The organism is Laceyella sacchari (assembly GCF_024927925.1).
GTDB lineage: Bacteria > Bacillota > Bacilli > Thermoactinomycetales > Thermoactinomycetaceae > Laceyella > Laceyella sacchari.
On sequence record NZ_CP103866.1, the window covers coordinates 3,152,309 to 3,166,382 of the forward strand.

The window sequence follows — 14,074 nt, forward strand, 5'->3', positions numbered from 1 at the left end:
CCGATGCTCCCTTCCTTTGTCGCTCTCCCTTTAGCGGAAGTACTTCATTGGATCGACAGGGTTGCTATGCTCATGCACTTCAAAATGCAAGTGCGGGCCGGTCGACCAGCCATTGCTGCCCACAGCCGCAATTTCTTGCCCTTGCTTCACCTGATCGCCCACTCGCACTTTGACAGTGCTTGCGTACATGTGCGCATACAGCGTGGACAGTCCGTTGCCGTGGTAAATCACCACAATGTATCCATAACCGTTGGAAGGGCGGGCCGCAATCACCTCGCCAGGTGCCGCAGCCATGATCGGGGTGCCCATCGCGGCCCCGATGTCAATGCCCTCATGCATGCGGGTTGTATGACGAATGGGATGATAACGCGGTCCAAAAGGAGAAGTGAGGACTCCCCCGCGAACTGGCCACAACAGGCCATCTTTGGCGTGCGTGTTGGCCGACACGTATTGTCGCTGTTCACGCTTTTTGGCCTGGCGTTCAGCATCGGCCACCAAACGATTCAACTCGCGTTTGGCCGCTTGGTTTTTCTCTTCCAACTCTTGCAAGCTGGAATCGATCGATGCAATCAATTCCTTATGTTCATCCATTCGAGCTAGCAATTCATCATACGACTGTTTGACTTCTTGATTCTGCACTTCCAGCCGTTTATGCTCTCGATTCAATGCGGCTTGGACTTGGGCCCGTCTGCGCCGCTCTTGATTGTACTTGTCCAGCAATTGGCGATCGGAGCGGTTGATCATCGTGATCATGTCAATCCGCTCCAGAAAATCGCCGAATGATGCGGACTTCAACAACATCTGCAGATAAAACATGTTTCCCTGCAAATAGACGGTACGTAGGCGATTTTGATAGGATTGCCGTTTCTGATTCATCAATTGTTCAATCTCGTCTAGATGTCGCTGTCCTTCTTTGATCCGTTCTTCGGTCTCATACACTCGCTGCTCCAGCCGGTTAAGTTCTTTCTCTTTCGCGTCGATTTCAGCCAAAATCGCCTGTTCGTCTTGCTTGGCCAACTGCTTCTTTTTCTCTAATTTCTGGATCTCCTTGTCATTTTTCTTGATGTCTTGTCTACGCTGTTCAATGCTTGAGGAAGTGGGATTCGCCAAACCGATTCCCTGGGGCATTAAAGAAAAAACGAGTGCCACAAGCAAGGTTCCGACTAGGATTTTCCGTTTCACGTTTCTCCTCCTTACGCCCGATCGTCCCACTGACGGTCAGACCCGCAAGAAACGACGAACAGAGATCAAGCTTCCCGTGGTTCCAATCGCCGCGCCCAGCGCAAAGATGCTCAATGCCACATATGTCCCCAGCGACAACAGCGGCATCATTTTCAAGACGGAAGAGGCTTCCCCTGCGCCCAAGGTGGTGTAAGCTACTTGGTACAAGGTCAACACGATCACGGTAGGTACAATCGCGCCAACGATCCCGATAAACGCCCCTTCGATAAAGAACGGCCAACGGATGAACCAGTTGCTGGCTCCCACCAAACGCTGAATCTCGATTTCACGCTTCCGGGCGATGATCGTCAGCTTAATTGTGTTTGAAATCAAGAATGCTGCCAACACCGCCAAACCCAGACCGAATACCAACACAATGTTACGAGTGAAACTGGACAGGCTGACCAGCTTGTCCGTCACTTGGTCACCGGAAGTGGTTTCTGCTACCCCCCGGAGCCCTTTCACCTTCTCTTCAATCTGTTTAATGGTGTCAGGATTTTGCGGTTCGATTTCAATAACGTCCGGCAATGGGTTGTCCTTGTCGAAGCCTTCAAACAGCTTCTCGGCATCATCGTCACCCCAGTCGGCCTTGAACCGTCTCAATCCCTCTTCTTTGGGCACAAGCTTCGCCGTTTTCACACCACTGATCCCTTGGACCTGTTTCAGCAGCTCTTCTTGTTCCTGATTGGTGATCGATTCTTCCAGAGAAGCGCGAACCACCAATTGTTTGTTCAACTCTGTCACCATGTAACGCACGTTAAAAGCGAAAATCAAGAAGATACCAAAGATGAACAACGTCACCGCCACGGCGCTGATCGCGGCAAAGCTCATCCAGGTATTCCGTTTCACGCCCCTGTAAGCTTCCCGCATGTGGCGAAATAAAGTCTCAATCTTCATAGCCGTACTCACCTCCCAACTCATCACGCACGATGACCCCTTGCTCGATAGCGATGACGCGTTGTCTCATCGTGTTCACGATCTCTTTATTGTGCGTCGCCATCACAATGGTTGTACCGCGTTGGTTAATCTCTTCGAGCAGGTACATAATATCCCAGGAGTTCTCCGGGTCCAAGTTACCCGTGGGCTCGTCCGCAATGATGAAGCTGGGGTTGTTGACAATCGCCCGGGCAATCGCCACCCGTTGTTGCTCACCGCCGGACAATTGCGACGGCAACGCGTGCATCCGGTCGGACAATCCTACCAGCTCCAGCACTTCTTCCACGCGCGGTTTGATTTTACGGCGTGGCATTTCAATTGCTTCCATCGCAAACGCGACATTCTCAAATGCCGTCATATGCGGCAACAACTTAAAGTCTTGGAAGACGACGCCGATTTTGCGGCGAACATGGGGAATCTTCCAGTCACGAACCCTTTTGACATTGACGCCGTTGATCAATACGACGCCGTGTGTCGGCTTCTCTTCCCTGTACATCAGTTTGATGAAGCTACTTTTTCCCGCGCCACTCGGCCCCACAATATAGACAAACTCGCCGTAGTCGATGCGCACATCGATGCCGCGGAGAGCTTCTACGCCATTGGGATAAACCTTCCACACATCATGCATTTCAATCACGAAACTCACCCCAGGAACACATATTTTTCTCTTATTATTAGTCTCTCAATCTATTAAACTCCTGCATTGCTTAATAGTATCAAAAAATGAGAATACATTCATTAGGCATCCAAAAAAACTAGAAATCGCCTTATTTCCCCAGATAAACTCTTACTTATTATAACATCATCTATTAGGCAAGCCAGGTTAATATTTTTCAAAATCAAATTTTATTCAAAAAGCCAAAAAACCCCAGAACCTGTGTCATGGGGTTTTTGATGCTGTAAATTCCCAAATGCTGTTAATCCATTGGTTGATATTGTCATGTTTTTCCTTCTTTTGGCTTAGGGTGGACAACACTTGTTCTTTCGCCGTGCCTCCGGCGCTCCGACGTGCTTCCACTACTTGCTCACATCCCAGCCGCTCATACACGTCCTCTCCGATCAGCGGCGAAAATGATTGGCACTCGGACAAGGTGCAGTCAGCAAGCCCTTTCCCTTCGCGAATACAATGCAAGACCATTCGGCCGACCACTTCATGCGCCTGCCGAAAGGGCAATCCCCGCTCCACCAGGTAATCGGCCAGATCCGTAGCATTGGCGAACCCTTGCTCAGCGCTTTGCCGCATCCGCCGGGCGTTAACTTTCATCGTTTCCAATATCGGTGCCATCAGTTTGAGGCAACCGGTCAAGGTAGTGATTGTGTCGAACACGCCTTCCTTGTCTTCCTGCAAATCTTTGTTGTAAGTGAGCGGCAAAGCTTTAAGCGTAGTCAACAGACCTATCAGGTGTCCAAACACCCGGCCGGACTTTCCGCGGATCAACTCCGGAATATCGGGATTCTTCTTTTGCGGCATCATGCTGCTGCCGGTGCAAAACGCGTCATCCAATTCCACAAAATTAAATTCCTCGCTACTCCACAAGATCAATTCTTCAGCAAGCCGCGACAAATGCACCATGATAATCGACGCAATCGAGAGAAATTCAAGCAAATAGTCACGGTCACTCACCGCATCCATGCTGTTATCATAAATGCCATCAAAGCCCAGTCGCTCAGCAACCCATTCCCGGTCGATGGGGAACGTGGTGCCCGCGATGGCCCCTGCCCCTAAGGGACAGAGATTGACGCGCTTGTAACTGTCTATCAGTCGCTCCATATCCCGTTCAAACATGGAGGCGTAAGCGAGGAGATGGTGGCTGAACCGCACCGGTTGCGCCCGTTGCAAGTGTGTGTAGCCCGGCAGGATGACGTCGATTTGCTGCGATGCCTGTTTGAGTAGCACGCCATGGAGCTCATGGATTAAGCGGACCAATTCCACTGTCTGCATGCGAATATACAGATGCATATCCAATGCCACTTGGTCATTGCGGCTCCGCCCCGTGTGCAACTTCCCGCCCACCGGTCCAATCTCGTCCGTCAGCATTTTTTCGATGTTCATATGAATATCTTCTTGCTCGATGGTGAATACGCAACGGCCTTCCCGCACCTTTGCCAAGATTTGCTTCAACCCCTGCTCGATCTGAGCCACTTCATCGGAGGACAAAATTCCGCATTTCCCCAACATCGCCACATGAGCCAAGCTTCCTTGGATGTCGACTTCCGCCAACACTTGATCGAAAGCGATGGAGGCGTTAAATTCCTCCACCCACCGATGCGTCGACTTGGTGAATCTTCCGCTCCACAGTTTGCTGCTCATGAGTGCCCTCCCCTCTATGCACGCTTGCATAAATATTCGTTGGTAAGCCCCACAGCTTAATGAAGCCCACGGCAGCTGTATGGTCAAACAGATCATCCTTGGAGTAAGTTGCCAGCTTCTCATCATACAGCGAGCTGGGGCTGGTGCGTCCGAGAACAGTTACCTGACCCTTGAACAGCGCAAGGCGCACTTTTCCGTTGACATGCTGTTGCGTCTCTTCGATGAACGCATCAAGCGCCTGCTTAAGCGGTGAAAACCACAGCCCGTCATATGTCAATTCAGACCACTTTTGCTCTACAATCGGCTTAAAGCGGGTGATATCCCGGGTGTGGGTAAGGAATTCCAACTCTTTGTGGGCGGTCAACAAAGTGATCGTAGCCGGGCATTCATATACTTCACGGGATTTGATTCCCACCAAGCGGTTTTCCACATGGTCGATCCGTCCCACCCCATGCGCGCCGGCCAATTGGTTCAACTTGGCAATCATCTCATGGAAAGGCATCGCCACGCCGTTCAGCTCCGTCGGCACCCCTTTTTCAAAGGTGAGTTCGATCACAGCAGGTTCATCCGGCGTGTCGGCGAGCGCCTTCGTCCACTCAAATGCCGCTTCTGGAGGCGCGTTCCACGGATCTTCCAACACTCCGCATTCACAGCTGCGTCCCCATAAGTTCTGGTCAACGCTAAATGGATTGTCTAAGTTGGCCGACACAGGAATGTTATGGCGCTCGGCGTACGCGATTTCCTCATCACGGGACATGCCCCACTCCCGCACGGGCGCGATCACCTGCAAGTTGGGATTCAACGCGGCAACGGCTACATCGAAGCGGACTTGGTCATTCCCTTTGCCGGTACAACCATGCGCAACAGCGACGGCGCCACGTGCTTCTGCCACTTCCACCAGCTTCTCCGCGATCAAGGGACGAGACAGCGCCGTTGCCAGCGGGTATTTCCCCTCGTACATCGCGTTAGCTTTTAAGGCCGGCTTCAAGAAACGCTCGGCAAATTCTTCCCGCACATCCAACACGATGGACTCAATGGCACCAACCTTGAGCGCCTTTTCCCGGACAAACGACAAATCCTTGCCTTCCCCTACATCGAGCGCCACCGTGATCACATCATATCCATACGTTTCCCCAAGCCATTTAATAGCTACCGATGTATCTAAACCGCCTGAATAGGCCAATACCACTTTTGGTTTCATTCGTGCCCTCTCCTTTTATAAAAATTCATCATCATGAATTATTATACATATCATGCGTAAAAAGTCCACCCATGCCTCCCGATGGTAAACATTGGCCGAGATGAAAAAACCGGCGCCATACAAGGTGGAGCCGCCAAAATAAAAAAATTTACAATGGATAAAGCGTGTATAATTAAACGCTTGTTTATGCAGAGGCGTGGTTGCAAACGATATTGACACGCCCTGGCCCACATCAACGCCAAAAGGGCCTTTCGCATCGGGATCATCCGCGCAGCTCCACAACTTCGGCCAGATGATAACGACCATGATAGCAACAATTTTTATGTCAATCTGACGAAACTTCCCAGTCATCCTTTCCGTTATGCACCGCTGAATATTATCATTAGCTATACGTTCTATTTCTTTGGTAAATCATATAACTCGTATCCAGCCTCATTTCATTGCAGAACACTGATAAACAAGGGTTATAATTTCACTCTTGCTTCTCGTTACAAACCATCCATACCCGACAGGGGGGACTCGCATGATCCGCACATTGGCATACACCCAAGAAGGCCGCATAATTGAAAACCTGCCGATCGAGGAAGTGCAGGCCCTTGATCCCGCTTGGTATTGGATCGACTTTCACGCCCCAACCATGCAGGAAGCCACTTACCTGGAAAAGTTGGGTTTTCACCCGTTGGCGATCAAAGATTGCCTCCATTATCTGCAGCGCCCCAAGTTCGATTACTATGACACCTATACTTTTTATGTGTTGCAAGTCTTGAACAACAAAACGTGGAAGCCGGAAGAGATTGACCTTTTTGCCAGTCACCGCTTCATCGTCACCTTCCACTACCAAGCGCATGAGGAAATCGACGAGGTCTGGGAACGGGTCAAAACCGACGCCGCGATCCAATCCAAAGGGACTCCCTTCATCATGGTGAAAATCATCGACAAAATCGTCGATTACTATTTTCCCATCGCCCAAGGGTTGGAAGACCAGATCACCGTATTGGAAGAGAAAACGCGCAGGCCGCACGCGAGGCTACACACCTTGATGAGAGAAGTGTTTAAAATTCGCGGCGAACTGTTGGCATTGCGCCACACCATCTGGCCCATGCGCGACCTTTTGTATCGTATCCTCAATTCAGAGCGCCTAAATCTTTCAATTGAAGAGCGTCGCCAGTACAAATCCATCCACGACCATCTGGAACGGCTTAGCCAGATGGTGGAATCAAGCCGGGATATGACAGCCGACATCCGCGACAATTATCTTTCGCTCAATTCCTACCGGATGAATTCCATAATGATGACCCTCACCGTCATCACGGTAATCTTCATGCCGCTGACGTTTATCGCTGGCATCTACGGCATGAACTTCGAGCATATGCCGGAATTGAAATGGCGTTACGGTTATTTCTTCGTACTGGGCCTGATGGGTTTTATCGGCGTCGCCATGTATAAGTGGTTCCGCAAGAAAGGCTGGTTTGAAAAGGAGTAGTCAGCCCATGCAATCGTCAATCAAATCACTGACCGCAATCATTTCTTTATGTCTGGCAACAACCGCGTGCTCCGGAACCCAGGTCACTACCGATCACTCCCAAGCACGCCCCACTACCCAATCGACTGCCGCGCCAACCGCAAAGCCATCGACCAACACAGCCGCATTGCCCTCAGTAGAGGAGATCAAACAGCGGGTGCAAACCAAATTTGAAGGCCAAAAGCCCCAAAAATGGGGAGAACACCTTCCCGGCGTCATCGATCGCCTACCCACCCAAGAAAAACTGATCGCCCTGACTTTCGACGCCTGTGGCGGACAGCACGGTAGCGGCTATGATGCATCGCTGATCCAATATTTGGAGCGCGAGCAGATTCCGGCCACGCTCTTTATCAACAGCCGCTGGATTGAACGCAATAAACAGATTTTCTTGCGCTTGGCGCGGCAGCCGCTGTTTGAAATCGAAAACCACGGCACGGTTCACCGCCCCCTTTCCGTCAATGGGCGCGCCGTCTACGGCATCCGCGGCACGGCAAACGTGAACGAAGCGTTGGAAGAAGTGCTGGGCAATGACCGCAAAATCATGGAGTTGACCGGAAAGAAGCCAAAGTTTTTCCGTTCAGGTACCGCCTATTATGATGATGTTGCGGTCAAAATCATCCATGAAACGGGGGAACGCCCCGTCAACTTCGATATAATTGGCGATGCGGGTGCCACCTTCTCCGCCCGCCAAGTAAAACAAGCTTTGCTTACAGCTAAGCCCGGCTCGATCGTCATCCTCCATTTCAATCAGCCGCAAGGAGAGACCGCCGAAGGGTTGAAACAAGCGATCCCTCTGCTGCGAAAACAAGGATACCGCTTTGTAAAGCTGGAGGATGTGTTGAAATGAAAAAGGCATGGATCTTTTGATCCATGCCTTCGTTTGTTCGCCAGAACCAATACTCCCTCGCCCCTTAATAACTGATCAACGCGGCCATCACCAAACCCACTCCAACGCTTAAGCGCGATGCAAAAATGGCGACGGGCACATTCCCCTTGGGGATCTCTTTGACCACACTAAACGGGGCCAATAAGTTAAACAAGTAAAACATGATAATTTGAAACACGATTCCCACAGAACCCCAGATCAATAAGTCGACCACACTCACCGAGTGGAATATCGCCGAAGCCACCACCAACATCAATCCGAGCATCTTGCCGCTCAAATCATGAGCTGCGGCAGCCGCCGCATTTTTTTTGGCGGGATCATCTGTGTTCGCGCCCTGCCGAATCAATTCCACTTCCTTGTAAGGTGTCGCCCATAAAAAGGCGATAAACCCCACAATGACCAGCGGAATCGTCACGGCCAAGTATAATGCAAAATTCTGGAACAATGCGATTTGACTCATCTATTTTCCCCTCTCTCCCAACAGACCGACTGGCAAATAATAGGAGCGGTCGCCGGTGATGTGCTTGTCCACCCGTGCAACAATCGCCGAGGCTTGACCACCGATCAAAAACGAGCTCCACAACAACTCCCCAGTAAACGGACCACGCCATGTCTCCACTTCCACTCGCTCCATCTCGGCCAATTCTTGATAAATCATCATCTGCTCCCAATACAACGTTTCCTTGTCATGGGCGATAATCGCGCCATTGCGGTCATACAGGGTAACGGCCCCGCCTTCCCGACCGAAAATCGGCTTCCGCACATATGCCCGTTTGCCATGAAACGGATTATCCATATAGGTGGGCAACATGTAGCGTTGAATGCACGCCCGTTCCTCCGCTGTGTAAAACAACTGTGAGTCGCTCAAGTTCCATATCAGCGCTTGCATGGCTTTGGTTTGCGACAGCAGCGCGTGGGGTGGATTGATTAACGCCAAGTGCTTGTCAGCGACCAATCGCAACAAATGTTTTCCTGTCGGATAACCTTGTTCATCCTCGTCATCGGCCAAAATCTCCAACGCATGTAGCCGATACAAGACATCCACCGGGGCAAGCCCGCTCCCATCCGGCGCATACAGGCGACTCCCCTTGACCGCCAGCTCCGACAGCGGGACAAATGCGGCCTCCAACCCGGATTCCCGAAGCAAATACTTGGTTGTCCCCGCGTCTTCCTCGTGCCAGTCCAACGCGCTGAACACCACCCGTTCGGTAGCGTATCCGCTCTGCCGGTACCGTTCCACAAGTTCTTGGAAAACCGGGCGGAAACGGCGGTGTTCGCCTCGGTTGGGATCAGTGGCGCCAAAGGCCTTACACACCAATCCGTTTACATAAAAAGCTTCCACGATACAGGTGGGAGTATCACTGTTAAATTCGAGCATCTTCAATCCTTGCGGCGTATGAGCAAAGTCAAAACGACCGATGGCAGTGGGTACCGACGAATTGAGGGACAAGCGTACAGCTCCCCAAGCCGCTTCAGGGATACCCAGCTCCCTTAACAGGGCATCAGACCCTTCCTGAACAATGCGGGCCGTTTTCGCGAAAATCTGGCCTAAGCGCTCTGTGGCAAATGCCAGCTCTTGGCGAAACGCTTCGCTAATGGGATGGACAGTGGCCAACGCATATTCAGATTGATTATCTTTATCCCAATCCCATGTAAAAATTCCGGCTTCCCGAATCGGAGCATAAATTTCCGCCCGGCGCCGCCCATAATCGTCATGTCGCATCTTATCCGCTGGAGCCTCCCGATTTCCGGCCAATCCCTTTTTTGAAATCGACGTCGTTCTCGGTAACCAGGCGGCTATCCGGTTTGATGTAGGCGAAGCGCTTCCCTTTTTTTACCATATAATTATCTGGATCATAGTAGCTGCCATCATCATCGCAACGCCGATCCCAATTGTCGTCAAAACACAGCTCAATATCGTCATCTCCGCACCCCGCCAAGGGCACGGCAACCATCGCGGCGGTAAACAGCTTCACCAACCGTTGGCTTTTCCCTTGTTGCTCTCCCATTTTTCCCCTCACTCTTCCGTTGTTGGCTTGGCGTAAATCACATACACTTTTCGGTTTTCATCCACTTCCGTCGATGTCTTTTCCCATTCTTGATCGCCAATCATCAGATAATCACTCAATAAGTGCAATAACGCTTCTTGTGAATCATAGAAACGAAGCCGGCGAACCAAGGGATAATCATCCATCCCCTCGCGGAAATGGCGTACCTCCATACAAATCCCTTCCCAGTCCGGCATAAAGACGGGGCCGGATGGATTTTCATCCTCATCGGGGCTTTCAATTACATATACCACATACAGATCCCCTTCAATCGCGGTGGATGTTTTCTCGTAGACGCGGGTTCCCTTGACCAAGTAGTCGCAAGCAAACCGCATCAACACTTCTCCATACAACAAGGACGAATAACCGAAAAGGCTGGGAAACCCCTGTTTTTCATCACACAGCCGATATTCCAATCTGACCATGGTGCTCCCCCAACTCCCCTCCCATTCTCACATCTGACTCGGTTCGCACACCAGCAATGGTCCTTCTATCAACGACAGGCACGCAACTTTGACGGACAGCTAAGAGCTAAGTTCGATCCTTTCAGCTTTGCGCACCCGCTTTGCTCTGTCTTTGTTTAAACCAGCGACCAAGCAAGAGCACCGCGGCAATCAGCAGAATGATGAATCCGTATTTAATAGAGGGTTCTTCAAAGTACGCCTTGATCAACTTCTCATCGACAATCATTTTGGCGGCGGTAAACGCCAAAACTCCCGAACCAATATATATGATCCATGGGTATTTGTCCATCAGCTTGAGGAAGACGGTGCTACCCCAGACCACAATCGGCACGCTGATGATAAGTCCTAGCACGACCAGTAAAAAGTCGCCATGAGCTGCGCCTGCAACTGCCAACACATTGTCCAAACCCATCACCGCATCGGCGATGATAATTGTGCGGATCGCCGCCCACATGCTATCAGCTGCTTTTACATCATGCTCTTTCTCCTCAATCAACAGCTTAAACGCAATCCAAGTCAAAATAATCCCGCCGATCAAAAGCAAGCCAGGTATTTTCAGCAACCAGACGACCGCCAGCGTCGCCAATATCCGGATCACAACCGCCCCGAGTGTTCCCCAGATAATCACCTGTTTTTGTTTGTCCTTGGGCAAATTGCGTGCGGCCAACCCGATCACAATCGCATTATCACCCGCCAACACCAAGTCAATGATCACAATCGATAGCAACGCTGTAAAAAATTCCATCATGTTTGATCATACACCCCCGAAAATAGTATCCTTCCACATTGGCAAAATACACAAAAAGACCTTTACTTTTCCAAACCCAAAATCACGCTTGGAAAAGTAAAGGTCTTGCCAACAACGGTTACGTTGCCAACAAAGCCGGGGCATATGCCCGTAATGACGACTTTGCTGTACCAGCTACTCCCCTTTATTCTAAACGAGAAAGTATTCCATTGGCGAACTACCCTTCTATCATAGTCAACAGCATATTCTCCGTCAATGGATAGAGCTGACAATGTTTCCAGAACCCATGATGAATTTCGTAAGTTTCACTTCTTTTTTCACATAATATCATACTTACGCCACAAAGTCGCCTCTTATGTAACGGCAAACGAAAAATAAGACGTATATGAGAAGAACGATGAGAAAATAAAAAAAGCTCCCGTAAACCGGGAGCGGTCATTCCGTTTGGCAAAAAGCCAGCGCAGATGCCTGAGTCGTGTTCCTTAAAAACCCTAAGCCATCGACGTTTTATTTTGTTTGAGCGTCCCCGGCTCTAGAGCCGTTTGATTGATCATGCATACACTCACACCCGCGCCAGTCACCTTGACCGCGCGGCTCCAGTTCAAAGCACGGTAAGCGATGTTCTTGGCGTAGGTGTTTACATCAAACCTTTCGCTCACTGGTTCTTCCAACTGGACAGTCAACACAATCTTATTCATGGTGATTCCTCCCTTTTTCTGCTGGGACGCCGCTTTATCCCCTTCTGAAAGCACAAGGTGAGTCCACTTTGACAGACACCCCTGTCCGTTTGGCATAGTGCTCGATCACACGCAGGCGCTGGTTCAACTCCCCCATCTCCCCCTCCAGCTCAAACGCGAAAGACGCGCGGTTTTGCTCTTTTATGCCAAACAGATAATGAAGGAACCGTCCGGTGTTGGCTCCTGTCACAAACACACGCATGCGCAACGTTTCACTGGCGGAGAATGAAGAGAGTTGCCGGCGCACGTTACCCGCTTCCGAAATCCGCAGGGATTTAAATGAAATGGGCGTTCCGTACTCCAAAGCGGAGTCCGCGTCGGTACCCCATGCGTTCCGAGCGCCCTTTTGCACTTGAAAGGCAGCATGCGGGTTGGCGGGGACACTGACGACGCTGATTTCCACCAAATCGATTTTTTCAATGAGATGGCGATGAGGAGCCAATTGCCGGCGGTGAAAATAACCGCCAATGGAAAACGATCTTAACGTGCCTAGCTCGATTTGTTTGCGAATCCCCTCAAGGTGGGGGTCGGGGGATCGGTTCACTTGGGCTACAACGTACAATCCGCGCTGATCCAGATGCGCTTCCAGCACTTGGCCTATCGGTTTTTTATGGTCGTGATAAGCCAGCAGGATCGGATTTTTCATGTACTGCTCTATGCTGTCGTCAAACGCTTTCGGATCGATCGTATCCCCATGGCGGTCTCGCTCATGAAAGGTACTGGCATACCCCTCCAGCAGAAGCGCGCCTTCTTCGGCGTCCTTGGCTTTACGGATGCGATGAATGACGGGAAATGGTCGACTCATGGGAACCTCCTTTCTAAAAGGAAGCGTGGGGCCGCATCCGGCCTCACGCTTTCTTCAACAGTGCCTTGACGACCCCATCGGCAAACCCACCGCTCTTGTGCGGATAGGCGATGGCAGTACGTACCGTCGCTTCAATCTTGTTTTTGTCACCCTCCAGCGGGAAGACCCGTATCGTTACATTTCGGCGCTGGGACAGCAAGACCGAAGCCCGGTTCGCCAAGATGATCGGATAAGTGGGGGTTGTTCCGTCGACAGCGTCCAACGTGGTGAGTGGCGCTACGCTCATACCGTAAAATTTGCCCAGCTCTCCGCTGATGATCGTGGCGCTTGGACCATACATGTCTTGCGTCTTCACTTCCCCGGCTTGAACCAGATTCCAATACAATTCAGGATGGAGATACATGACAATATTGGCCGGGTCCAAATTGTACGGGGCTCCCATCGCCGATAACAAACTCATCACAGTCTGCGCGGCGTTAGCCGGGGTCAAACTCCCTTCTGGCACCGCAGCAGTCTTGTCGGCAGCGTTGGCTAGCAAGCCATGGGTGGCATCATCCAGGAACAGCATTTTCTCTTCCGCCCGCATCAAATTGACCGCCAGTTGGTTTTTCAGAAACGCCATCATTTCCGGGATGTTTTCCTCTTCAAATTCGGTTGTCGCTTCCGCCGTAATCATTAATTTGCGGTGGTTGAAAACAACCTTGCCGTAGTGGTCACTCACCGGTTGGGACGCCACCGTCTCCCCTTCCGATCCAATCAGCGAAGCGGTAAAATCACTGGCCACTACCGGTAGCTCAAACGGATCCTTGGGAGCATTAAAGATTTGGTGGTAATTGCGCACTTTGGACTGCTGACGGATTTTGTCTATGATTTGCGCGCCCAACGATTCCGGCTCCCACTGTGTCTCAGGCAAATCCCCGGCCGCTTTCGCCTCGATCATTTTCAGATCGGACAAGGAGATTTCCTCACTGTAGCTTTTGCAGTGGAGAATCGCGTCCAGCAATTGCTCATCGGCCGGGGATAAAGCAGCGTACTTGCCCGAACTAATGTGGATCTGCGGGGTTCCTCCAGCGTAATAACTACGGGTGATTCTGAATGGATAAGTAGACATCTCGCTCACTCCTTAAATGATGTTGGTTGGCCTGCAATGCGCAGACCCTGCTTAAACAGATATAAACAACACGGTTAAATTTAT

General features: G+C 50.9%; 16 protein-coding genes. 2 read left to right on the top strand and 14 right to left on the bottom strand.

What is annotated here, in order from left to right:
• Positions 1-30: 30 nt before the first annotated feature.
• The 6 genes from NYR52_RS15415 to NYR52_RS15440 form a co-directional block, all read right to left on the bottom strand.
• On the bottom strand, positions 31-1,182 hold the full coding sequence (locus tag NYR52_RS15415; RefSeq protein ID WP_259435989.1) for a murein hydrolase activator EnvC family protein: 1,152 nt from the start codon (positions 1,180-1,182) through the stop codon (positions 31-33).
• Between the two features lie 36 nt (positions 1,183-1,218).
• Positions 1,219-2,118: a permease-like cell division protein FtsX gene (gene ftsX, locus NYR52_RS15420; protein WP_259435990.1), complete on the bottom strand. Its 900-nt coding sequence runs from the start codon at positions 2,116-2,118 to the stop codon at positions 1,219-1,221.
• Entirely contained in the window at positions 2,108-2,794 is a 687-nt protein-coding gene (gene ftsE / locus NYR52_RS15425) for a cell division ATP-binding protein FtsE (protein WP_022737502.1), read from the bottom strand. Before ftsE ends, ftsX begins: the two co-directional genes overlap by 11 nt.
• Positions 2,795-3,037: 243 nt before the next feature.
• The gene (gene argH, locus NYR52_RS15430; RefSeq protein WP_259435991.1) at positions 3,038-4,468 is read right to left on the bottom strand and encodes an argininosuccinate lyase; all 1,431 of its coding nucleotides are present in this window, start codon (positions 4,466-4,468) and stop codon (positions 3,038-3,040) included.
• Positions 4,404-5,669: an argininosuccinate synthase gene (locus tag NYR52_RS15435; protein ID WP_259435992.1), complete on the bottom strand. Its 1,266-nt coding sequence runs from the start codon at positions 5,667-5,669 to the stop codon at positions 4,404-4,406. The genes argH and NYR52_RS15435 overlap by 65 nt, the downstream gene beginning before the upstream one ends.
• A gap of 15 nt (positions 5,670-5,684) precedes the next feature.
• Positions 5,685-6,020, bottom strand: a complete 336-nt coding sequence (locus NYR52_RS15440; protein WP_259435993.1) for a hypothetical protein — start codon at positions 6,018-6,020, stop codon at positions 5,685-5,687.
• A gap of 172 nt (positions 6,021-6,192) precedes the next feature.
• Between NYR52_RS15440 and corA the strand changes: the two genes are divergently transcribed.
• Together corA and NYR52_RS15450 are read left to right on the top strand one after the other, a co-directional pair.
• Positions 6,193-7,152 (top strand): magnesium/cobalt transporter CorA, encoded by a 960-nt coding sequence (corA, locus tag NYR52_RS15445; protein ID WP_259435994.1) that lies wholly within the window; start codon positions 6,193-6,195, stop codon positions 7,150-7,152.
• 7 nt (positions 7,153-7,159) lie between these two features.
• Positions 7,160-8,038 (top strand): polysaccharide deacetylase family protein, encoded by an 879-nt coding sequence (locus NYR52_RS15450; RefSeq protein ID WP_132221563.1) that lies wholly within the window; start codon positions 7,160-7,162, stop codon positions 8,036-8,038.
• Positions 8,039-8,102: 64 nt separating this feature from the next.
• On the opposite strand, the gene NYR52_RS15455 is transcribed toward NYR52_RS15450, so the two are convergent.
• The 8 genes from NYR52_RS15455 to NYR52_RS15490 form a co-directional block, all read right to left on the bottom strand.
• Positions 8,103-8,537, bottom strand: a complete 435-nt coding sequence (locus NYR52_RS15455) for a DUF350 domain-containing protein (protein WP_132221565.1) — start codon at positions 8,535-8,537, stop codon at positions 8,103-8,105.
• A complete protein-coding gene (locus tag NYR52_RS15460; protein WP_132221567.1) occupies positions 8,538-9,800 on the bottom strand; it encodes a glutathionylspermidine synthase family protein in 1,263 nt (420 codons plus the stop codon).
• Between the two features lies 1 nt (position 9,801).
• On the bottom strand, positions 9,802-10,086 hold the full coding sequence (locus NYR52_RS15465; protein WP_259435995.1) for a hypothetical protein: 285 nt from the start codon (positions 10,084-10,086) through the stop codon (positions 9,802-9,804).
• An 8-nt stretch (positions 10,087-10,094) separates the two neighbouring features.
• Positions 10,095-10,550, bottom strand: a complete 456-nt coding sequence (locus NYR52_RS15470; RefSeq protein ID WP_132221571.1) for a hypothetical protein — start codon at positions 10,548-10,550, stop codon at positions 10,095-10,097.
• Between the two features lie 121 nt (positions 10,551-10,671).
• Positions 10,672-11,334 carry a TerC family protein gene (locus NYR52_RS15475; protein ID WP_132222036.1) on the bottom strand — a complete coding sequence of 221 codons (663 nt, stop codon included), beginning with the start codon at positions 11,332-11,334 and terminating at the stop codon, positions 10,672-10,674.
• Between the two features lie 494 nt (positions 11,335-11,828).
• Positions 11,829-12,035, bottom strand: coding sequence for a hypothetical protein (locus tag NYR52_RS15480; protein ID WP_132221573.1), 207 nt, complete (start codon positions 12,033-12,035; stop codon positions 11,829-11,831).
• Between the two features lie 34 nt (positions 12,036-12,069).
• Positions 12,070-12,879, bottom strand: coding sequence for an HK97 family phage prohead protease (locus NYR52_RS15485; RefSeq protein WP_259435996.1), 810 nt, complete (start codon positions 12,877-12,879; stop codon positions 12,070-12,072).
• Between the two features lie 43 nt (positions 12,880-12,922).
• A complete protein-coding gene (locus tag NYR52_RS15490) occupies positions 12,923-13,990 on the bottom strand; it encodes a phage major capsid protein (protein WP_259435997.1) in 1,068 nt (355 codons plus the stop codon).
• Positions 13,991-14,074 lie beyond the last annotated feature (84 nt).